Consider the following 19,674-nt stretch of genomic DNA (forward strand, 5'->3'; position numbering starts at 1 on the left):
TCTCTCGGCCTGCCCCCTTCGCCTTCACCCTCCCCATCCGGAGGGTGAACGTCTACGACTGCCTCTCCCCGGGCTCCTTCACCCTCGGCCCGCCCCAGCTCCAGACGATCCTCGACCACCTCGCCGGCAGCGGCTGGTACGACCGGATCGACGGACACGGCCGCGTCCTGTCCGCTCGGGGTCAGCAGCCTGTGGAGTTGAGGGACAGCCGTGTGGTTCGTTGACACCTTCGCCTCCGGCTTCCAGCACCCCACCGACCCGGGACGCCTCCAGTGGTTCCGGAGCATCTTCGGCGCCGTGCCCACCCAGCGGTTCGCCCTCGCCTTCGGCCAGGGTGGCTGGGACCGCTTCGCCTCCGCCTCGCTCAGCGCCCACCTCGCTGAGCAGCGCTTCGGCGCCGTCCGAACTCGTCTTCTGGTGACCGTCTACCGGCCCGCCCTGATTGAACGTACGGCCGCCGCCCTCGCTCTGGCGCTAAGCCATGGTCCCCGCCTCGCGCTGCAGGTGGTCCTGCCCTCGCTGGCGAACTCGGCCACGGAATGCACGTCGGCTTCGTCCGCCGGCACACGGGCAACCTCGCCGAACGGGACGTCCGCCTGCGGCGTCTGATCGCGACCACGGTCATTGCCATGGAGATCGCGGTAGTGCTCTGAGGGAAGGTTCGCCGGGTTCGGCCTTGTTCTAGGATCCTCTGGCTATGGGGGGATCTTTTCGTGGCCGGTGGCGCCTGACTCGTGCCGTTGCTGTGGCGCTGGCCGTACTGGCCGTGATGGTGTTACTGGGCGTCGTGCTCCTGGTTCTTCCGGGGCTGATAGTCGACCACGACCTCGCAGGTGGCCACCTCGCTGCAGCGGACCGGTTGAACGCGGTGAACAACGTGCGTACCACGCTTCTGCAGACGGTCGGCGGTGCGGTCGTCCTGTTCGGCGCCTATGCCACATGGCGGCAGCTGCGCGTCAGCCAAGACGGGCTGCACGCAACCCGCGAGGGGAACATCACCGATCGCTTCAGCCGGGCCGTGGATCAGCTCGGCAGTGACAAACTGGACGTGCGGATCGGAGGCATCTACGCACTGTGGCGGATCGCGGATCATTCCGACCATGACCGCGAGGCGGTCGTCTCCATCATGGCGGCGTATCTGCGGACACACCTTCCCTGGCCGCCGCAGGAACCCGCAGTTCCGGCGGCCGACGTGTCCATTAACTCGGTGCCCCCGCTGGAGACCCACGCCGCGGACGCCCAGACGGCGCTGACCTGCCTCGGGGTCCTGTACCAGGAACGCCGTCCGGAGTGGCTCAACGTCAGTTTGACCGACCTGCGCCGAGCCGACTGTGACGGATTGTCGCTGCACGGAGTCAACTTCGACGGCGCATGCATGGAAGCGGCGAGCGTCTACCAGGTCAACTTGAGCAAGGCGTCACTGATCGCCGCCAACCTGCGGCATGCCGAACTCGGCACTTCCATTCTCCACCAGGTCCGCTGTCTGCAAGCCGATCTGCGCGGCGCACGCCTGGTCAAAGCCGACTTGAGGTCGGCGGACTTCTCCGGTGCGGACCTGCGGGAGGCGAACCTGCGCAAGGCCCGTGCCCAGGGTGCCGTGTTCGCCGGTGCGGACCTGCGGTTGGCCGACCTCCGGGGCTGTGACCTCACCGACACTGACCTGCGAGAGGCGAGGCTGGAAGGCGCGCTGGCGAGCGACCTAACGATCTGGCCGACCGACTTCGACGCTCAAACAGCCGGCGTCGTTGTCACGGCGGACCCTGGCATCGAACCGGACAATCTGCTTCCGGCTGCCGCGCTCACGAGGCGAGTCCCGCTGCTGCAATCCGAGCCGATGCATGGTCCGTCAGCGTCGGCGAATTGAGCAATCAGGCAGCCCAGCCGATGGGCCGTCCGCCCCAGCGGATCGGACGTCACCGCACATCCAACCGCCACAACGCCCAACCCGGCGAACCTTCCCGGTCAGAGCACCAGCCGCGTTCACTTGTCTCAAGCCCCGCCAGCTCCTCACGTTCTCAGGCCTCACAGTCGGCACTTATCCAGCCTTCCTGGCCCAGGGCGTGTTCGATGGGTCAGTGAGCCTGCCCTGCCTGGTCAGTTGGCCGCACTTACTCAGTTGACTGGCTCGACTCAACGAAGGAGCGCGGTCAGTGCCCTCCCGGACGGATCCGCGCAGGAGTTCATCGGCGCCCTGATGTTCATGATGACCGGCTTCGGCCTCGGCTGGGTCAACGCTGGCGCCGACTACTCACGCTATATGCCCCGGAGTTCGTCCAGCCGGGGCGTGATCGGCTGGACCACCTCCGGCGCCTCCGTGGCCCCCCTGCTCCTGCTGGTCTCCGGGCTGCCGCTGGCCGGTTCCCCCCCGAAGCTGAGCCAGTCCATCGCCGCCGACCCGATCGGCGCGCTCACCACGATCCTGCCGACCTGGTTCCTGGTGCCGTTCGCCGTGGTCGCCGTCCTCTGCCTGGTCGGCGGCGCCGTCCTCGCCAGCGTGGTGGCGTAAGAGCGCAGCCCTCTGTCGCCGGTGCCCGGAATCCGCGAACTGCCCGCCAACGGCCTCGGCCAGGACTCGCTCGCCGAGTTGTTGCAACCCGCCGGGCTGCGGCCCGACCAAGGAGAACAGCGGGTCTCCGGGCGGCCGGTCGACGCCCGCGAGGCGGAGTTGGTGCGGCGCGCACCGGGGGACTGGTTCCTGCACAAGCGCCGGACGACCCGGGCGGCCGACGACTCCTTCGCCGAGCACGCCGTCGCCCTGCTCGACCCCACCCACGTCGAGCTGACCCTCAGCCTCGGCTGACCCGCCGTGCGACGTCCGGTCAGAGAGCCGGCGAGGTCTGGGACAGGTGCCGGTAGTCCCTGGGCGGCATGCCGTAGGCGGACCGGAAGGCGCGGCTGAACTCCGCCGCCCGCGGAAATCCCCAGCGGGTGCCGATCACATGAATGGGCACATCACCCAGTGCCGGGTCGGCGAGGTCGCGGCAGGCGGCCTCCAGGCGCAGCCGGCGTATCCAGGCCGCGACCGTGATCTCCTCCTCCTGGAAGAGGCGGTGCAGATAGCTGACGGAGATGTGGTGTGCCGCGGCCACGACGCTCGGTGTGAGCTGCGGGTCGTGCATGTGCCGGCGGATGAAGTTCTTGACGCGCAGGATGAGGGCACGCTGGTGGGTCTCCGGAGGCAGTGACTTCTCGGCCTCCAGGAGGTGGGCGAACAGGGCGGCGACGAGGTGGGTCACGGCCGTGCCCAGGCGGGGACCGTCCGACGGCTGGAACTGGTCGGGGTGCGAAGCCAGTCGGGTGAGCAGGTCGCAGAGCAGCGCACCGGTCCCCTCCCGGCTCGTCACCAGCCGCGGCAACGGGCGTCCTGACACGGCTCGCGGCAGGGGGAGCAGCGCTTTGGGAATCTCAAGTCCCAGCGCGGTGACCGGTTCCGCGCCGGTGCGGATCTCCCAGGGCACCGCGGAGTCGTTGATGTGCAGGTCGGAGGGGCGGTACGTGGCCTCGCCGTCGTCCCATGTGCCCGCTCCGGTCCCCATCACGACGAGAGACATGTGGTAGAGCTCTGGGTCGGACTGGCGGATGAGCTTCGGGGTCCGCCGGATCGTCACCTGCTCGAAGGTGGCAGGCCACAGAGACACGCTGCCGAGGTCCAGCACGCGTTGGGTGAAACGGAAATCGTGGGTGTGCTTGCTGCTCAGTGTCACCGGAGCGTGGGTCTTCCGCAGCCGCTCCGCCCAGTACCCGAACCGGTCGGCCGGCGGCACGTCCTCACTCCGGAACACCGTCTCGTTCAGCACACCCACACCTTTGCTCGTTTGCCATGCCTGCGCCGAACGGCTCGGCACCGCTGCCAACAGTCGATATCTGCATCTACTGCACCGACTGCAAACTCGTTTGTGCACTCTGCGCCAACGACGTAGATCCTCTCGCCGGGGAAACTGGTCGCACGGTGCGATCGAGGCGCCCGCACGGGCGGTGAGCGAAATCAGGCTTCGACGGGGGTGAGGCGTGCATTTGCTCCATGCCGTGCGGTGGCGGTGGGCTCCACGCCGGTGTGCTCGCCGAAGTACGGCGGCACCACCTGACCTGAACGATCGGCACGTATGCGGCCCCGCACCTGGTTCGAGGGTGCGGGGCCACACCATCGTGACGTCGCCCACCGCACAGACGCCCCAGGGGCCGCAACCGGCCGGCTCGGCGGCACGCGACCAGGGCCGTGCCGGAGCTGCGTCGGACTGCCCCTACTGGCCGGTTTTCACCGTCCCTGGCCACCTCGTAGGCCGGACCACCACCGGATCTCCCGTACGTCCGCACGCATGTCCCACGGCCCGACGGGTACGCGAGCATCGAGCACGCCCGGGCGCGGATCCGCCCCCGGGTGGCCCGTACGGCCGCCGCTACCTGGGGATCTGCCATGGAGACACCCGCACACGACGACCTGCCGACGCCGGCCCAGCAGGCACTGGACGCGCTGGCCGAGAACGCGGAGGACCAGGGCGCGCTGGACGTCCTCGCCCACAGTGACGTGCTCGTACCCGTGCCGGACGACGCGATCGACGGCGAGGGCGCCGATGCCACGTCCGTGGCCCTGCCCGTCCTCGAACAGCCCGGCGGTGAGCCGGTCGTCCCCGTGTTCACCACGGAGGGCGAGATGGTCGAACTACTGCCGTTCGTCTCCCGCTACCGCCTCATCCCGCTGGGCGCCCTCGCCTCCCAATGGCCCGACGAGGACCTCTCCCTGGCCATAGACGGCAACTCCTCGCACGCCCTGACGCTCACGTCACAGGGGGTGCGCACGCTGCTGGCCCGGTGAGCGAGCGCTCTGAAAGGAGCGCGGGGCCGAGTCGACATGCGGCTCCGCGGCGTGGGTGCGAGAAGCCACGACGGACCCGCACCCGCGCACACATCCGATCCCCCACACCGTGGGCGCAAAAATAGCCCCATGGAATACCTCTCCGGCGCGGCCGGGGCCCTGGTCCTCGTACTGGTCCTCAGCAGCATCCTTCGCACGCTGGTGGTCCCCAGAGGCCTCTACTCCGCGCTGGTCTTCCGCCTGTGGTGGAGCCTGCGCAGACTTCTGCGGCGCACAGCCCTGCGCGGCGGTTACGCCGCGATGGACCGCGCTCAGACCTGGCTCGCCCCGCTGATGCTCATCGGCATGCTCGCCAGCTGGCTGAGCGGCGCCCTGCTCGGCTTCGGCCTCCTGCTGTACTCGCTGTCCCCGCTGTCCTGGACCACCGCGTTCCGGGAGGCGGGGTCCAGCCTGTTCACGCTCGGTTTCGCCGGCGGAGCCCGGCTGAAACTGTCGGTGCTCGACTTCGTCGCCGCGGCCACCGGCCCGGTCCTGATCGCCCTGCAGATCGCCTACCTGCCCACGCTGTACGCCGCCTACAACCGCCGCGAACTGGAGGTCACCCTGCTCCAGGCGCGGGCCGGCGAGCCGGCGTGGGGCCCGGAGATCCTCGCCCGGCAGTGGCTGGTCGACACCGAGAGGGCGCTGCCCGAGCTGTACCGGGCCTGGGAGCGGCTCGCCGCGGACATGGGCGAGAGCCACTCGACGTACCCCATCCTGCTGACCTTCCGTTCCCCGCGCCCGCACCGCAGCTGGCTGGTCGGACTCGTCGCGGTGATGGACGCGGCGGCGATGCAGCTGGCCCTGGAACCGCGGCTCGCCCCGCCGGAGGCCCGGCTGGTGCTGCGGGCCGGCTTCACCGCGCTGCGCGACATCGCCCGCGCCCTGCGCTTCCCGTTCGACGAGGACCCGTCGCCGGACGCCACGATCCGGCTGACCTTCGCCGAGTTCGACGCCGCCGTGGCCATGCTGGAGTCGGCCGGGTTCCACGCCGAGCGGTCGCCGAAGGAGGCCTGGCCGCACTTCCAGGGCTGGCGGGTCAACTACGAGGCGATCGCCTATGAACTGTGCCGCCGCTGCGACGCCGTACCCGCGTTGTGGACCGGCCCCCGCGACTTCCCCGGCGGGCCGATCCCGCCCGCGCGTCCGGCCGACCGGCGGCCCGGCGAAGGACGGCCGGAACTGCCCCCCGCCACCGGATAGTCCCCGGCCCGTGGCGGGAAGATCCCAGCGAAAGACAGGTCCAAGACCGGTCCGAGGCAGGTCCGGACGCGTGCGAAGGAGCCGATGGTCGTGAGGGTCGTCCTGCTGGGCACCGCCGCCGGGGGCGGCTTCCCGCAGTGGAACTGCGCCTGTGCGCTGTGCACGGCCGCCCGGGACGGCAAGCTGCCCTCCCGCACCCAGGAGTGCGCCGCCGTCACCGGCAACGGCCGCGACTGGTGGCTGCTGAACGCCTCGCCCGATCTGCGCACCCAGCTCACCGCCACCCCGGCGCTCTGGCCGGGCCCGGGTCCCCGGGACACCCCGCTGCGCGGTGTCCTGCTCACCGACGCCGAGGCGGACCACGTCACCGGCCTGGCCGAGCTGCGCGGAGCGGCGGGCCTGAAGGTCTACGCCGCCGCACCGGTGCGCGCCGTACTGGGTCCGGCCCGCGCCGCTCTGGACCGTTACGCCCCCTGGGAGTGGGCGGACAGCCTGGCCGACGGCGGATTCGTGCTGGCCGGGGGACTGGTGGTCACGGCCCATCCGGTGGGTGCGAAGATCCCGAAGTACGTACCGGCGCAGGTTCCCGGCGCCGGCGGCCCATGGGTGACGGCGTACCGCGTGGAGGATCTGGCCAGCGGGGGAGTGCTGGTGTACGCGCCCTGCGTGGGCGCCTGGAGTCCGGAGCTGGACGAGCTGTGCGCCGAGGCCGACTGCGTGCTGCTGGACGGCACCTTCTTCGCGGCCGACGAGATGGGCACGGCGGTGCGCTCCGGTGCCGGGCAGGCCGCCATGGGACACCTGCCGGTCACGGGCCGGGACGGCACGCTCGCGGCCCTGGCCCGCCATCCCGGTGCGCGCCGGATCTACACCCACCTCAACAACACGAACCCGCTGCTCGACCCGGATTCACCGGCACGTGCGCGGATCGCCGAGGAGGGCGTCGAGGTACTGCCCGACGGGGCCGAGCTGCTGCTCTGACCTCCCTGCCGGCCGGTGCGTCCCTGCCCGCGGTCGCGGACGTTCCCGCGCGGTCTCCGCTGTTCCCGCCCGGTGAGCCTGCGTCTATCGTTCCCGCCTGGTGAGCCCGCGTCTAACGTTCCTGCCCGGTGAGCATGCGCTCCAGCACGGCGCGCTGCAGCGGCTGCACCTCGGCGTGCAGCGCACGGCCCTTGGGGGTGAGCGCCACCCACACCCCGCGCCGGTCCTCGGCGCACACCGAGCGCTCCACCAGGCCGTCCTTCTCCAGTCGGCCGATCAGCCGGGACAGCGCGCTCTGGGTGAGATGGACCCGGCCGACCAGGTTCTGCACCCGGCACTGGTCACCCTCCGCGGGCGACTCGGACGCCAGGATGTCCAGCACCTCGAAGTCGCTGGCGCCCAGCCCGTGCGGGTGCAGGGCCCGGTCGATCTCGCACATCGTGTGCGCGTGTACGGCGAGGATGTCCCGCCACCGTTCCTCGAGCCGGGCGTCGGCCGTCTTGACTGCCATACCCGCACCGTAGCACCGATCCAGCCAATCATTGAGTGTGCAACTAGTGCGGGTGTGAGCGGGTACGAACAGGCGGCCGCAGCTCAGGCGACCGGGTCCTGGAGCAGGCCGATCAGGTTGCCGTCGGGGTCCTTCACGGAGGCGATCAGCCTGCCGTTGCCGACGTCCCGCACGTCCTGGACGGGCTCGGCGCCCGCCGCCAGCAGGGCCGCGAGGCGCTCGCGAAGATCGGTGACGTGCCAGAACGGCACCGGCCCGGTCAGGCCCTGCGCGTGCCCGTTGGGGTCGAGGCCGACGTCCTGTCCCTCGGCCTTGAAACCGACGTAATAGGGTTCGTCCGCGTACGGCTCGACGCCCAGGAGGGCGGTGAACAGGGCCTTGGCACGGTCCTTGTCCTTGACGGGGTAGATGATCGTCTGCACGCCGGCGGTCATGGGACTCTCCTTCTGAGGTGCGTGGCCCGACGGGTTCTCCGTCGGTGCACTTCACGCTAGGACCGGGGAGCCCGCTCCGGCTTCTTCGATCCTGACCGGTTGCGGGCTCCCCGTGGCTCACTCGTTGTGCAGCACCTCCGCAACGGTGAGCCGGGCCGCGCGCCGGGCGGGGACGAGGGCGCCCACCACGGCGATCACCAGACCCGCCAGCGCAAGTCCGGCCGGCTTCGGCGCGTGCCAGACGTCCGTCATGTACGACGGCAGAGTGAGGTCGATCCCCGCGGCCATCCGTGGGACGACCACCTCGTAGGCGGCGATGCCCAGCGGGACGCCCTGCACCGACCCGATCACGCCGAGTACCGCCATGGACGTCACCGTCATCACCGTCACCTGGCGCGGGGTCATGCCGATCGACTTGAGCATGCCGAGGTCACGACGTCGGTCATGGGTGTTGAGCACGGCCGTGTTGAACACACCGAGGGAGGCGACCAGGGCCAGCATCAGGGTGAGGGCGGCCGCCGAGCCGATGATGGTCTCGGCGCCGTTGCTCGGGCCGGTCAGCTGGGTACTGAGCCCCGTGTCGACGGCTCGGGCGGCGCGCGCGTACGCCGTCCCGTCCGTGCCCTCACGCAGTTTGACGTGATAGGCGAACGCCTTGCCGTCCGGGACCAGCGCGGTGAACGTCGGCCAGGTGCCGGCGACCACCCGGTCGTTCTCCTGCATCTGCTCGCCGACCACCGTGACCTCCTCCTGGCGGCCGCTCTTGCGTAGCCGGAGGTGGTCCCCGATGTGCACCCCGTTGCGGCGCAGGAAGGCCGAGCCGACCACGACCTCTCCCGGACGGTGCATCCAGCGGCCCCGGACGAGCGCGTCGCCCAGGGGCAGGTCCGGCCCGCGCCTGCCCTCGAAGGTGACCCTCTGTGCGGAACCCTCGATCCGCGCATCCTCGTCCCCACGGGCCGTCACCCGCGCCGCGCCTGGCAACGAGCCGAGCAGCGACTGAAGTTCGCGGTCGACGCGGACCGGCAGCACCTGCCTGCCGTGGACGTAGTCGCTTGCGTAGACCGTGACGTCGTACGCACCCTTGCCGCGGTCTCCGAACAGGGTCTTCGTCGCCGAGACGGCCTATCCCTTCACCCTGGCCAACAACGACTCGCTGGAGAACCAGATCGACACCACCGTCAAACTGGTGTCCGGCTACCCGGCGACCGTGGCCGGCCAGACCAAGTGGCTGAACGACGTGGCGAGCATCGTCGAGGCCGTCCCGGACGGCCGCGGCCTCGGCGTCTTCTCCTGGGAGGCGACCTGGACCGCCGTCACCGGCAACGGCTGGGACCCGACCGACGCCGGCTCCGGCAACGGCTGGGAGAACCAGGCCCTGTTCGGTTACGACGACAAGGCGCTGTCCTCGATGACGTGGTTCAGCCACCGCTGAACCACAGCTGAGGGGGCCCGGCCGTAAGGGGCGGCCGGGTCTCCCCCATTTTCCGGGGTCATATGCACACCCCTGGGTCGCACGGCCGTTCGGTACCGGACAACGGTCACCGAGTGCCGGACGCGGCGGCGTCGCCCGGGCCACAGTGGTGACACTGCGTACGAGGAGGTCGGGGACGGAGGCGGACGGATGATGGGAACCCCCTCGGGCCGGATGCGGCAGACGATTCTCGAATGGCTCAAGGACCCAGATGCCAACTTCCCGGCGCCCGCTCGCCGGGATCCCGTCGCGACCGGAGTCACCGCGCGTGCCGTGGCCGCCAAGCTGGGCGTGCGTCGCCGCACCGCCCGCGCCCACCTGGACTTCCTCACCCGGCTCGGCGTGCTGCGCACCCGCCGCCTGCGGTGCCGTACCTACTACCGGCGCGACGAGATCCGCATCGCCGAGGTGGCGCGCGTGTTCGAGAAGGGGTGGTGAGGAAGGCGCTGGTGAGCCGGCGTCGGACCGGGCAGGGCGGGGCAGGATGACGGGAGGGAGAGAGCTCGGCGAACACCCCCGGCCGGCAGGCGGGAGATGCCGACCGACGGCGGAGGGCACCGCGCATGGACCGACCCACTGGACTTGTCCCGCTCCACTACGTCTCCCTCGGCGCCCGTGGCCCCGAGGACGTGGTGGCCGACGCACACGGGCGCGTACTGACCGGAGTGGAGGACGGCCGGATCCTGCGCCTCCACCACCTCGGCGACCCGCGGACGGCCCGTGTGGAGGTGCTGGCCGAGACCGGCGGGCGTCCCCTCGGACTCGAACTGCTGCCGGACGGCGGCCTGTTGGTGTGCGACGCGGAACGCGGCCTGCTGCGCGTCGACCCCGGCCGCGGCCGCGGCACCGTCCGTGTCCTCGCGGACTCGGCGGCGGGGGAGCGGCTCCGCTTCTGCAGCAACGTCGTCGCCCTGCCGGACGGCACCGTGTACTTCACGGTCTCCAGCCGCCGCTACCCACTGGAGCACTGGATCGGCGACATCGTCGAGCACACCGGCACCGGACGGCTGCTGCGCCTTCCGCCCGGGGGCGCTGAGCCCGAAGTCCTGCTGGACGGGCTGCAGTTCGCCAATGGCCTGGCGGCCGGCGGCGACGGCTCCTTCCTGGTGATCGCCGAGACCGGCGCCTGCCGTCTCACCCGCTATCACCTCACCGGCCCCCGCGCCGGCCACGCCGACCTCTTCGCCCGGCTTCCCGGCATGCCGGACAACCTCTGGCGCGAGGGCCCCGACGGCCCGATCTGGGTCGCGCTCGCCAGCCCCAGGGTTCCGCCGCTGCACCTCCTGCACCGCACCCCGCCCGGCGTGCGCGCAGCAGCCGCCCGGGCCGCCGTCCACGCGCCCTACCGCCCGAGCGGAACGATCGGGGTGCTGGCCCTCGACGACACGGGCCGCACCGTCCGGCACCTCGTCCGCCGCCGCTCCGGCTTCCGCATGCTCACCGCCGTCTGCGCGACCGGCGGCCACCTCGTCCTCGGCAGCCTCCGGGAGCCCGGCGTCGCGGTCTGCGCCCGGACCACCGCCCGCTGACCCGGCGGTAGGCTGGTGCCCGGCCGTGATCACCCGTAGGGGCGGGCCGAACACCCCCTCGGGACCGGCCGAAGAGGAGACGCACGCACATGACAGCCCCGGAAGCCGAGAGCCTCCGTGTCCGCCCCACGCCAGGGCGGCGGTCCGAGTGGCGCACCCAGGCACCCGTCGTCGCGGTGGTCGCCCTCGGCGGCGCCCTCGGCGCCTGCGCCCGCTACGGGCTCACCCTCGTCTGGCCCACGCCGCCCGGCTCCTTTCCCTGGGCGACGTTCTGGACCAACGCCGTCGGCTGCGCGGTGATCGGTGTCTTCATGGTGCTCATCACCGAGGTGTGGGCCGCCCACCGCCTCGTCCGCCCCTTTTTCGGCACCGGCATCCTCGGCGGCTTCACCACGTTCTCCACCTATGCCGTCGACATCCGCAGGCTGGTCGACGCCGGGCGCCCCGGCCTCGGGCTCGGCTATCTCGCCGCGACACTGTGCGCGGCCCTCGCCGCGGTGTGGCTCGCCTCGGTCGCCGCCCGCCGCGTGCTGATCAGGAGGCAGCGATGACGTCACTCACCGGCCGCGCCCTCAGGCTGACCGTCTACATCGGCGAGGACGACACCTGGCACCACAAGCCCCTGTACTCCGAGATCGTGCACCGCGCACACACGGCCGGACTCGCCGGGGCGAGCGTCTTCCGGGGCATCGAGGGCTTCGGCGCCTCCTCCCGCATCCACACCTCCCGCCTGCTGTCCCTGAGCGAGGACCTGCCCGTGGCAGTCGTCGTCGTGGACACCGAGGAGCGCGTACGGGCGTTCCTGCCGCAGCTCGACGAACTCGTCGACGAGGGCCTGGTCACGCTGGAGGAGTGCGAGGTCGTCCGGTACGTGGGACGTACGGGCGGTCCGCGCGGCATGGACCCGAAGGGTAAGAAGTCGTTGTGAACTGGCTGCTGGTGATCGCGGGAGCCGTGGTCGGCGCACCGCTGCGCTATCTCACCGACCGCGCCGTGCAGGCCCGCCATGACTCGGTGTTCCCCTGGGGCACCTTCGTGGTGAATGTCACCGGATGTCTCATCCTCGGGCTGCTCACCGGTGCGGCCTCCGCCGGGGCCGCCGGACCTCACCTGCAACTCCTGCTGGGCACCGGGCTGTGCGGCGCCCTGACGACGTACTCGACCTTCTCCTACGAGACGCTGCGGCTGACCGAGGCCGGCTCCGGGCTCTACGCTGCCGTGAACGTCGTCGCGAGTGTGGTGGCGGGGCTCGCCGCGGCCTTCGCCGGTGTCTCGCTCGCCGGAGTGCTGTGGGCCTAGCGCTTCGATACGGCCGGGCACAGCAAGTACTTTCTACAACACTGTCGACCTACACTCCTCAGAACTGGATCCCATGAGCGCCATCTCCGTCGGTCAAGCCGTCGTCCTCGGAGTAGTCGAGGGGGTGACCGAGTTCCTCCCGGTGTCCTCGACCGGGCACCTGAAGATCACCGAGGGACTCATGCACATCCCGGTCGACGACAAGTCCGTCGTCGGCTTCTCCGCCGTCATCCAGGTCGGCGCCATCGCCGCCGTGCTCGTGTACTTCTTCAAGGACATCAAGCGGATCGTCTCCGCCTGGTTCCGCGGTCTGGTCAACCGCGAGGAGCGCTACCACCACGACTACAAGTTCGCCTGGTGGGTGATCGCCGCCACCATCCCGATCGTCATCGTGGGCCTGGCCGCCAAACCGCTGATCGACGGCGCGCTCGGCTCCCTGTGGGTGGTGGCCGCCTCGCTGATCGTCGGCTCGGGCGTGATGTGGGCGGCCGACCAGATGGGCCGGCACAAGCGCGGCGAGGACGACACGTCCTTCAAGGACGCGATGTGGGTCGGCTGCTCCCAGATCCTCGCCCTGCTCTTCCCCGGCTTCTCCCGCTCCGGCGCCACCATGTCCACCGCGCTCATCCGGGACCTGGACCGCGTCGCCGCCACCCGCCTGTCGTTCTTCCTCGGCATCCCGGCCCTCACCGGCGCCGGCATCTACGAGCTCAAGGACGCCCTGGGCGCGGGCGTGGGCGCCGCTCCGCTGGCCGTCGGCACCATCGTCTCCTTCGTGGTCGCCTACGCCTCCATCGCCTGGCTGCTGAAGTTCGTCGCCAAGCACTCCTTCAACGCCTTCGTGATCTACCGCATCATCATCGGCGTGGGACTGCTCGGCCTGCTCGCGACCGGTGTGCTCGACGCCTGACCGAACCCTCCTGATCACCCACGGGGTGCGGATGCCTGCATTCAGGCGCCGCACCCCGTGAATGTTTCCTTTACGGGGTGTCTTGACAGTTCCCTGACGCAACCCGCAGGATCGCTCCCGTGAACCTGTCAGACAGCCAGACAGGTGGTCTGGGTCCCCGGCGTGTGAGCGCCATGGAAGCGGTCCTCAGCCACCTCCGCGGCGCCATCGAACGCGGCGAGTACGCCATAGGCGACAAGCTGCCCTCCGAGGCCGAGCTGTGCCGCACCCTTGAGGTGTCCCGGCCCGTGCTCCGGGAGGCGCTGCGCGCGCTGCAGACGATGGGCCTCACGGTCTCCCGGACCGGCAAGGGCACCTTCGTCGTCGCGAACGCCGTCGAGGACCCCACCTTCGGCGACTACGCGGCCAGCGACCTGCTCGAGGTGCGCCGGCACATAGAGATCCCGGTCGCCGGGTACGCGGCCGTGCGCCGCACCCCGGAGAATCTGGACCACCTGGCCCATCTGCTCGACCGCATGGAGCGGGAGACGGACACCACCGCGTGGGTGGCGATGGACACCCTCTTCCACCTCGCCGTGGCCGAGGCCGCCCAGAACCCGGTCTTCCGCCGGGTCATCGAGGAGATCCGCGACGCACTGGCGCGTCAGTCGGCCTTCCTCAACGAACTGGGCGGGCGCCGCGAGCAGTCCAACCGCGAGCACCGGGCGATCGTCGAGGCGCTGGTCGACGGTTCCGAACACGACGCGGTGGAGGCCATGAGCCACCATCTGGACCGCGTCGAGACGACCCTCACCGACATCGTGCGTCCGCAGCGGACGGACGACCTCCCCACGGAAGGCGGACCCGAGGCGTGAGCGAGCAGCACCTCAAAGACGAGACGCGCCCCTCGTCCGGCCATGTCGACGCCGGAGACGCCGGCTACAGCAAAGGCCTGAAGCACCGGCACGTCAACATGATCGCCATCGGCGGAGCCATCGGCACCGGCCTCTTCCTCGGCGCGGGCGGCCGGCTCGCCGACGCCGGGCCCTCCCTGTTCATCGCGTACGCCGTCTGCGGCGTCTTCGCCTTCCTGGTGGTGCGCGCTCTCGGCGAACTCGTCCTGTACCGCCCGTCCTCCGGCGCCTTCGTGTCGTACGCGCGGGAGTTCCTGGGGGAGAGGGGCGCCTACACCGCGGGCTGGATGTACTTCCTGAACTGGGCGACCACCGGTATCGCCGACATCACCGCGGTCGCCACCTACACCCACTACTGGGGCATGTTCTCCGACATCCCGCAGTGGGTGATCGCGCTGATAGCCCTCGCGGTCGTCCTCACCGTGAACCTGATCTCGGTGAAGATCTTCGGCGAACTGGAGTTCTGGTTCGCGATCGTCAAGGTCAGCGCCTTGGTGATCTTCATGTGCATCGGCATCTTCCTGCTGGTCACCCAGCACCCGGTCGACGGCCACCACCCCGGCCCGTCCCTGATCACCGACAACGGCGGCATCTTCCCCAACGGTCTGCTGCCGATGCTGCTGATCATCCAGGGTGTCGTCTTCGCCTACGCCTCCGTCGAACTGGTCGGCGTGGCCGCCGGCGAGACCGAGAGCCCCGAGAAGATCATGCCGAAGGCGATCAACTCGATCATGTGGCGCGTGGGCCTGTTCTACGTCGGCTCCGTCGTCCTGCTCTCGATGCTGCTGCCCTGGAACGTGTACAAGGCCGGTGAGAGCCCCTTCGTGACCGTCCTGTCGCACATCGGTGTCCCGGCGGCCGGCGGCGTGATGAACCTGGTCGTGCTCACCGCCGCCATGTCCTCGCTCAACTCCGGCCTGTACTCCACCGGCCGCATCCTGCGCTCCATGGCCATGAGCGGCTCGGCGCCCAAGTTCACCGGGCGGATGAGCCGCAGCCAGGTCCCGTACGGCGGAATCCTGCTCACCAGCGGTATCTGTGTCCTCGGCGTGGGTCTCAACTACGTCGTCCCCGCCGACGCGTTCGAGATCGTCCTCAACTTCGCGGCGATCGGTATCCTCGCGACCTGGGGCATGATCATGATCTGTCACCTGCTCTTCTGGCGGAAGACCCAGAACAGCGAACTGACCCGGCCGGCCTACCGGCTGCCGGGCTCCCCCTGGACCGAACTCGTGACGCTGGCGTTCCTCGCCTCCGTCCTGGTCCTCATGTACGCCGACGGCGGCGCCGGACGCACCACCGTGCTCTGTCTGCCGCTGATCGTCGCAGCGCTGGTCGCGGGCTGGTACGCCATCCGCGCCCGCATATCCCGCACCTCCACCGGCGCCGACGCGTGACCCGCGTACCGGCCGACCCCGACTCACGATGCAGGCAGTGATGTACAGCAGTTCCCCCGCCGACGCACCCGTCGTCCGCGAACCCCTCCACGCCCCCGTCGCCCACCTCGTCCGCGGCGGGGTCGTCGAGGGCATCCACTACGGCTCCGTCGTCGTCCTCGGCGCCGACGGCCGGGTGGAGTTCCAGCTCGGCGACATCGAAGCCGCCTTCTACCCGCGCTCGGCCGTCAAGCCCCTCCAAGCCGTGGCCATGCTGCGGGCCGGGCTGCCGCTCGACGGCGCACTGCTGTCGCTGGCCGCCGCGAGCCACTCCGGCGAGGAACGGCACCTCGCCGGCACCCGGCGCATCCTCGAACTCGCCGGGCTCACCGAGGACCACCTGCGCAACGTCCCCGACATGCCGTTCGACCCGGTCGTCCGGGACGCCTGGGTGCGCGAGGGCCGGCTGCCCTCCCGGCTCGCCCAGAACTGCTCCGGCAAGCACGCGGCCATGCTGTGGACCGCCCAGCTCAACGGCTGGTCGCTGGCGGACTACCTCGACCCGAAGCACCCACTGCAGCAGGCGATCCAGGAGATCGTCGAGGACCTGACCGGCCAGCGGGTCGCCCGCGTCACCGTCGACGGCTGCGGCGCGCCGCTGTTCTCCATCTCCCTGCACGGCCTGGCCCGCGCCCTGTCCCGGATCACCTCGGCCGCCCCCGGCACCCCCGAGGCACAGGTCGCGGACGCGATGCGCTCGCACGCCGACATGGCCTCCGGCTCGGGGCGGGATGTGGCGGCACTGATGCGGGCCGTACCGGGGCTGCTCGCCAAGGACGGGTTCGAGGGCGTTCAGGTTGCCGCGCTGCCCGATGGCCGGGCCATTGCCGTGAAGATCGCCGACGGGGCGAACCGCGCGCGTGTTCCGGTGGCGGCGGCCGCGCTCGCTCGCGCGGGCGTCGACCCGGAGCTGCTCACCGAGTTCGCGGGAGAGCCGCTGTTGGGTGGCGGGGAGCCGGTGGGATGCGTGCGGGCCGTGCGCGCGCTGGATCCGGTTCCGTTCACTGCTTGCGCGTAGCGCGCCGCCGGATCGGCCGTCCTGGATCTGCGGCTCCGCCGTGGTCGATCGCGCGGTTCCCCGCGCCCCTTTTCTTTCACCTCCGTACCTCAGAAAGAGGACCCACCCTCATGACCGCCCCCGCCACCCGCCGCGAGCACGATCTGCTCGGCGACCGTGACGTACCCGCCGACGCGTACTGGGGTGTGCACACCCTGCGTGCCTCGGAGAACTTTCCCATCACCGGTACGCCGATCTCCGCGTACCCGCATCTGATCGACGCCCTGGCCGCCGTCAAGGAGGCCGCCGCGCTCGCCAACGAGGAACTCGGCCTGCTGGCACCCGAGAAGGCCCGCGCGATCGTCGCCGCCTGTCAGGAGATCCGGGCGGGCCGGCTGCACGACCAGTTCGTCGTCGACGTCATCCAGGGCGGCGCCGGCACGTCCACCAACATGAACGCCAACGAGGTCGTGGCGAACCGCGCGCTGGAACTCCTCGGCCACGAGAAGGGGCAGTACACGTATCTGCACCCCAACGAGGACGTCAATCTGGGTCAGTCGACCAATGACGTCTACCCGACCGCCGTCAAGACGGCAACGGTCTTCGCGGTGCGTGGACTGCTCAAGGCGATGGCCGTACTGCAGGACTCGTTCGCCCGTAAGGCCGTCGAGTTCCGGGACGTGCTCAAGATGGGCCGTACCCAGTTGCAGGACGCCGTGCCGATGACGCTGGGGCAGGAGTTCTCCGCCTATGCCGTCATGATCGAGGAGGACCGCAGCCGTCTTGCCGAGGCCGTCGAGCTGATCCATGAGATCAACCTGGGTGCCACGGCGATCGGTACGGGGCTCAACGCCCCGGCGGGCTACGCCGAGGCGGCCCGCCGGCACCTGTCGGCGATCACCGGGCTGCCGCTGGTCACCGCCGCCAACCTGGTCGAGGCCACCCAGGACTGCGGTGCCTTCGTCCAGATGTCGGGGGTGCTCAAGCGCATCGCGGTCAAGCTCTCCAAGAGCTGCAACGACCTCAGGCTGCTGTCCTCCGGTCCGCGCGCGGGCCTCGGCGAGATCAACCTGCCGCCGGTGCAGGCCGGTTCGTCCATCATGCCGGGCAAGGTCAACCCGGTCATCCCCGAGGTGGTCAACCAGGTCGCCTTCGAGGTGATCGGCAACGACGTCGCCATCACCATGGCCGCCGAGGCCGGACAGCTCCAGCTCAACGCCTTCGAGCCGATCATCCTGCACTCCCTGTCGGAGAGCATCACGCACCTGCAGAGCGCCTGTCTCACGTTGGCCGAGCGGTGCGTCGACGGCATCACCGCCAACACCGAGCGGCTGCGCGCCGGCGTGGAGAACTCCATCGGCCTGGTCACCGCCCTCAACCCGCACATCGGCTACACGGCCGCGACCGACATCGCCAAGGAGGCCCTCGTCACGGGCCGTGGAGTGGCCGAACTGGTGCTGGAGAAGGGCCTGTTGCCGGCCGAGCGGCTGGCGGACCTGCTGCGGCCGGAGGTGCTCGCCGGCAGCACTGCCGAGCCGGCCATCTGACGCAGCGGCAGCCCGCGTGTCGGCAGGGCGCCGGACCACCGGACCCGGCCGACACGCGGGCTGCCGTCACACCCAGGGATGAACCCCGCAGGCGTGCGACGCGCGATTGTCGTCGCGCATACCGGCTGTTTGGCGCAGCCCGATTCGCCAATTTTCCGAAAAGCGCTAGTGACGCTCATATGGTGAATTCGCGGTCTGGATGAAGATCGTCTCCCTTCCTGGCACATGGACCGCCGACCTGCTGCACCAGGAGGAGCCGCGAAAATCCTAGGTTAATCCAGGAGAATTCATGCGTGTGGCCGTTACTGGTGGTGCCGGCTTCCTGGGGTCCCACCTCTGCGAAGCACTCCTCCGGCGTGGTGACGAGGTCGTGTGTCTCGATGACTTCTCCACCGGTGATCCCGCGAACATCACCGCCTTTCGGGAAAACCCCGCTTTCGAACTCGTCGCAGGCGATGTGAGCCGGTTGATCGATGTACGGGGCCCGGTGGACGCGGTGGCGCATCTCGCCAGCCCCGCCTCACCCCCCGACTATCTCAGACGCCCCCTGGAGACGCTCGCCGTCGGAAGCCGCGGCACGGAGAACGCCCTCCGGCTTGCCGCGCGGCACGACGCCCGTTTCGTGCTGGCCTCCACGAGCGAGGTGTACGGGGACCCGGAGGTGCATCCCCAGGACGAGACGTACTGGGGTCATGTGAATCCCATCGGACCGCGCAGCGTCTACGACGAGGCCAAGAGGTTCGCCGAGGCACTGACCCAGGCTTACCGGACCCACCATGGAACCGACACGGGAATCGTCCGGATCTTCAACACCTACGGTCCGCGCATGCGTCCGCACGACGGCCGGGTCGTCTCCAGCTTCGTGGCGCAGGCCCTCGCCGGAGAGCCCTTGACCGTCTACGGCGACGGTAAGCAGACCCGCAGTTTCTGCTATGTCGAGGACCTGGTGCGCGGCATCGTCGCGATGCTGGACCGCGACGAACCGGGACCGGTGAATCTCGGCAACCCCGTCGAACTGACGGTCCTCGAACTGGCCGAACTCGTGCTGCGCCTGACGGGCTCCCGGGCCGAGGTCCAGTTCCATCCGCTGCCCGTCGACGATCCCACCCGCCGGCGACCGGTGATCGCACGGGCGGCCGAGCGCCTGGGCTGGGTCCCCGAGGTGGGCATCGAGGAGGGGCTGCGCCGGACGGTGCGCTGGTTCGCCGACCGGCCGGCTGACGTCGCCGCCGCTCTCACGGCGATCCGGGGCGGGCAGCAGGACGGTGTCACCGCAGCCCGGCCCGGTCCGTCCGGAGCGACCCCGGTCGCCTCGTGACCCAGCCCGGCCGGCCGCCTCGGTGTGGTTCTCGGGGTGGTGGGCGCGCCCGGAGTACCGGACCGGCCGGACGGGTTTCGCGGTGAACAGCGCGCTGCTGCCGATGTGCTTCGTTGTCGTGGTGCTGCGCCTGCGCACCTTCGACACCGTCTTCGAAGTACCCGTGTCGCGCAGGGCGTTCGCGGTCGTCCGGGCGCCCGCCGAGCGGACTTCTGGACGACCCTTCCGCCGGACTCGGCTGCCTGGCAAGGTGCGTTCGCCGTCGACGCCGAGGACGTCGCAGGCGACGG

The 19,674-nt window shown here is 70.3% G+C and carries 22 protein-coding genes and 2 pseudogenes; 20 read left to right on the top strand and 4 right to left on the bottom strand.

Annotation, left to right across the window (positions count from 1 at the left end):
* Positions 1–44: 44 nt before the first annotated feature.
* The 5 genes and pseudogenes from AB5L52_RS39515 to AB5L52_RS39535 all read left to right on the top strand — a co-directional run bounded on the left by AB5L52_RS39515 (position 45) and on the right by AB5L52_RS39535 (position 2,800).
* Positions 45–224, top strand: coding sequence for a hypothetical protein (locus AB5L52_RS39515; RefSeq protein WP_369368085.1), 180 nt, complete (start codon positions 45–47; stop codon positions 222–224).
* Positions 211–609: a hypothetical protein gene (locus AB5L52_RS39520; RefSeq protein WP_369368087.1), complete on the top strand. Its 399-nt coding sequence runs from the start codon at positions 211–213 to the stop codon at positions 607–609. The genes AB5L52_RS39515 and AB5L52_RS39520 overlap by 14 nt, the downstream gene beginning before the upstream one ends.
* A gap of 136 nt (positions 610–745) precedes the next feature.
* Positions 746–1,864 carry a pentapeptide repeat-containing protein gene (locus AB5L52_RS39525; protein ID WP_369368088.1) on the top strand — a complete coding sequence of 373 codons (1,119 nt, stop codon included), beginning with the start codon at positions 746–748 and terminating at the stop codon, positions 1,862–1,864.
* A gap of 282 nt (positions 1,865–2,146) precedes the next feature.
* Positions 2,147–2,488, top strand: a pseudogene (locus AB5L52_RS39530) (allantoin permease); the annotation flags it as partial.
* Between the two features lie 39 nt (positions 2,489–2,527).
* The gene (locus AB5L52_RS39535; RefSeq protein ID WP_351018901.1) at positions 2,528–2,800 is read left to right on the top strand and encodes a UTRA domain-containing protein; all 273 of its coding nucleotides are present in this window, start codon (positions 2,528–2,530) and stop codon (positions 2,798–2,800) included.
* Between the two features lie 19 nt (positions 2,801–2,819).
* Here AB5L52_RS39535 and AB5L52_RS39540 read toward each other — a convergent pair whose 3' ends face one another.
* On the bottom strand, positions 2,820–3,797 hold the full coding sequence (locus AB5L52_RS39540) for a helix-turn-helix domain-containing protein (RefSeq protein ID WP_369368089.1): 978 nt from the start codon (positions 3,795–3,797) through the stop codon (positions 2,820–2,822).
* Between the two features lie 617 nt (positions 3,798–4,414).
* Between AB5L52_RS39540 and AB5L52_RS39545 the strand changes: the two genes are divergently transcribed.
* From AB5L52_RS39545 to pqqB, 3 genes are all read left to right on the top strand, one after another.
* Entirely contained in the window at positions 4,415–4,813 is a 399-nt protein-coding gene (locus AB5L52_RS39545; protein ID WP_351018895.1) for an SseB family protein, read from the top strand.
* A 129-nt stretch (positions 4,814–4,942) separates the two neighbouring features.
* On the top strand, positions 4,943–6,055 hold the full coding sequence (locus AB5L52_RS39550) for a hypothetical protein (RefSeq protein WP_369368090.1): 1,113 nt from the start codon (positions 4,943–4,945) through the stop codon (positions 6,053–6,055).
* Positions 6,056–6,139: 84 nt separating this feature from the next.
* Positions 6,140–7,036 carry a pyrroloquinoline quinone biosynthesis protein PqqB gene (gene pqqB / locus AB5L52_RS39555; RefSeq protein ID WP_369368091.1) on the top strand — a complete coding sequence of 299 codons (897 nt, stop codon included), beginning with the start codon at positions 6,140–6,142 and terminating at the stop codon, positions 7,034–7,036.
* Positions 7,037–7,148: 112 nt separating this feature from the next.
* Here the strand turns inward: pqqB and AB5L52_RS39560 are convergent, their stop codons facing one another.
* The 3 genes from AB5L52_RS39560 to AB5L52_RS39570 form a co-directional block, all read right to left on the bottom strand.
* A complete protein-coding gene (locus tag AB5L52_RS39560) occupies positions 7,149–7,547 on the bottom strand; it encodes a MarR family transcriptional regulator (protein WP_351018887.1) in 399 nt (132 codons plus the stop codon).
* Positions 7,548–7,630: 83 nt separating this feature from the next.
* Complete coding sequence (locus AB5L52_RS39565) at positions 7,631–7,981, bottom strand: VOC family protein (RefSeq protein WP_369368092.1); 351 nt, start codon at positions 7,979–7,981, stop codon at positions 7,631–7,633.
* A gap of 117 nt (positions 7,982–8,098) precedes the next feature.
* The gene (locus AB5L52_RS39570) at positions 8,099–9,013 is read right to left on the bottom strand and encodes an ABC transporter permease (protein WP_369368093.1); all 915 of its coding nucleotides are present in this window, start codon (positions 9,011–9,013) and stop codon (positions 8,099–8,101) included.
* Between the two features lie 73 nt (positions 9,014–9,086).
* Here AB5L52_RS39570 and AB5L52_RS39575 point away from each other — a divergent pair.
* The 12 genes and pseudogenes from AB5L52_RS39575 to AB5L52_RS39630 form a co-directional block, all read left to right on the top strand.
* A pseudogene (locus AB5L52_RS39575) lies at positions 9,087–9,416 on the top strand (glycosyl hydrolase 53 family protein); the annotation flags it as partial.
* 189 nt (positions 9,417–9,605) lie between these two features.
* A complete protein-coding gene (locus AB5L52_RS39580; RefSeq protein ID WP_369368094.1) occupies positions 9,606–9,893 on the top strand; it encodes an ArsR family transcriptional regulator in 288 nt (95 codons plus the stop codon).
* Between the two features lie 125 nt (positions 9,894–10,018).
* Positions 10,019–10,984, top strand: a complete 966-nt coding sequence (locus AB5L52_RS39585) for an SMP-30/gluconolactonase/LRE family protein (protein ID WP_369368095.1) — start codon at positions 10,019–10,021, stop codon at positions 10,982–10,984.
* Between the two features lie 89 nt (positions 10,985–11,073).
* Positions 11,074–11,535: a fluoride efflux transporter CrcB gene (gene crcB, locus AB5L52_RS39590; RefSeq protein ID WP_369368096.1), complete on the top strand. Its 462-nt coding sequence runs from the start codon at positions 11,074–11,076 to the stop codon at positions 11,533–11,535.
* Positions 11,532–11,912 carry a DUF190 domain-containing protein gene (locus tag AB5L52_RS39595; protein WP_351018870.1) on the top strand — a complete coding sequence of 127 codons (381 nt, stop codon included), beginning with the start codon at positions 11,532–11,534 and terminating at the stop codon, positions 11,910–11,912. Before crcB (AB5L52_RS39590) ends, AB5L52_RS39595 begins: the two co-directional genes overlap by 4 nt.
* Positions 11,909–12,283, top strand: a complete 375-nt coding sequence (gene crcB / locus AB5L52_RS39600; protein ID WP_369368097.1) for a fluoride efflux transporter CrcB — start codon at positions 11,909–11,911, stop codon at positions 12,281–12,283. Before AB5L52_RS39595 ends, crcB (AB5L52_RS39600) begins: the two co-directional genes overlap by 4 nt.
* Positions 12,284–12,356: 73 nt before the next feature.
* Positions 12,357–13,193: an undecaprenyl-diphosphate phosphatase gene (locus AB5L52_RS39605; RefSeq protein WP_351018865.1), complete on the top strand. Its 837-nt coding sequence runs from the start codon at positions 12,357–12,359 to the stop codon at positions 13,191–13,193.
* Positions 13,194–13,366: 173 nt separating this feature from the next.
* Positions 13,367–14,047, top strand: a complete 681-nt coding sequence (locus AB5L52_RS39610) for a FadR/GntR family transcriptional regulator (RefSeq protein WP_351019473.1) — start codon at positions 13,367–13,369, stop codon at positions 14,045–14,047.
* A complete protein-coding gene (locus AB5L52_RS39615; protein ID WP_351018862.1) occupies positions 14,044–15,483 on the top strand; it encodes an amino acid permease in 1,440 nt (479 codons plus the stop codon). The genes AB5L52_RS39610 and AB5L52_RS39615 overlap by 4 nt, the downstream gene beginning before the upstream one ends.
* A gap of 40 nt (positions 15,484–15,523) precedes the next feature.
* Positions 15,524–16,540, top strand: coding sequence for an asparaginase (locus AB5L52_RS39620; protein WP_351562759.1), 1,017 nt, complete (start codon positions 15,524–15,526; stop codon positions 16,538–16,540).
* A gap of 110 nt (positions 16,541–16,650) precedes the next feature.
* On the top strand, positions 16,651–18,066 hold the full coding sequence (gene aspA, locus AB5L52_RS39625; protein ID WP_351018859.1) for an aspartate ammonia-lyase: 1,416 nt from the start codon (positions 16,651–16,653) through the stop codon (positions 18,064–18,066).
* Between the two features lie 289 nt (positions 18,067–18,355).
* Positions 18,356–19,384 (top strand): UDP-glucuronic acid decarboxylase family protein, encoded by a 1,029-nt coding sequence (locus tag AB5L52_RS39630; RefSeq protein ID WP_369368098.1) that lies wholly within the window; start codon positions 18,356–18,358, stop codon positions 19,382–19,384.
* Positions 19,385–19,674: the final 290 nt, after the last annotated feature.

The organism is Streptomyces sp. CG4 (assembly GCF_041080655.1).
Taxonomy (GTDB): Bacteria; Actinomycetota; Actinomycetes; order Streptomycetales; family Streptomycetaceae; genus Streptomyces.

Excerpts from the sequence above, each read along its gene's own strand:
- AB5L52_RS39630 (WP_369368098.1), top strand. The coding sequence starts at position 18,356 with ATGCGTGTGGCCGTTACTGGTGGTGCCGGCTTCCTGGGGTCCCACCTC.
- AB5L52_RS39620 (WP_351562759.1), top strand. The coding sequence starts at position 15,524 with ATGTACAGCAGTTCCCCCGCCGACGCACCCGTCGTCCGCGAACCCCTC.
- AB5L52_RS39605 (WP_351018865.1), top strand. The coding sequence starts at position 12,357 with ATGAGCGCCATCTCCGTCGGTCAAGCCGTCGTCCTCGGAGTAGTCGAG.
- aspA (WP_351018859.1), top strand. The coding sequence starts at position 16,651 with ATGACCGCCCCCGCCACCCGCCGCGAGCACGATCTGCTCGGCGACCGT.
- AB5L52_RS39560 (WP_351018887.1), bottom strand. The coding sequence starts at position 7,547 with ATGGCAGTCAAGACGGCCGACGCCCGGCTCGAGGAACGGTGGCGGGAC.
- AB5L52_RS39595 (WP_351018870.1), top strand. The coding sequence starts at position 11,532 with ATGACGTCACTCACCGGCCGCGCCCTCAGGCTGACCGTCTACATCGGC.
- AB5L52_RS39585 (WP_369368095.1), top strand. The coding sequence starts at position 10,019 with ATGGACCGACCCACTGGACTTGTCCCGCTCCACTACGTCTCCCTCGGC.
- crcB (WP_369368096.1), top strand. The coding sequence starts at position 11,074 with ATGACAGCCCCGGAAGCCGAGAGCCTCCGTGTCCGCCCCACGCCAGGG.
- AB5L52_RS39550 (WP_369368090.1), top strand. The coding sequence starts at position 4,943 with ATGGAATACCTCTCCGGCGCGGCCGGGGCCCTGGTCCTCGTACTGGTC.
- AB5L52_RS39545 (WP_351018895.1), top strand. The coding sequence starts at position 4,415 with ATGGAGACACCCGCACACGACGACCTGCCGACGCCGGCCCAGCAGGCA.
- AB5L52_RS39565 (WP_369368092.1), bottom strand. The coding sequence starts at position 7,981 with ATGACCGCCGGCGTGCAGACGATCATCTACCCCGTCAAGGACAAGGAC.
- AB5L52_RS39580 (WP_369368094.1), top strand. The coding sequence starts at position 9,606 with ATGATGGGAACCCCCTCGGGCCGGATGCGGCAGACGATTCTCGAATGG.
- AB5L52_RS39610 (WP_351019473.1), top strand. The coding sequence starts at position 13,367 with ATGGAAGCGGTCCTCAGCCACCTCCGCGGCGCCATCGAACGCGGCGAG.
- pqqB (WP_369368091.1), top strand. The coding sequence starts at position 6,140 with ATGGTCGTGAGGGTCGTCCTGCTGGGCACCGCCGCCGGGGGCGGCTTC.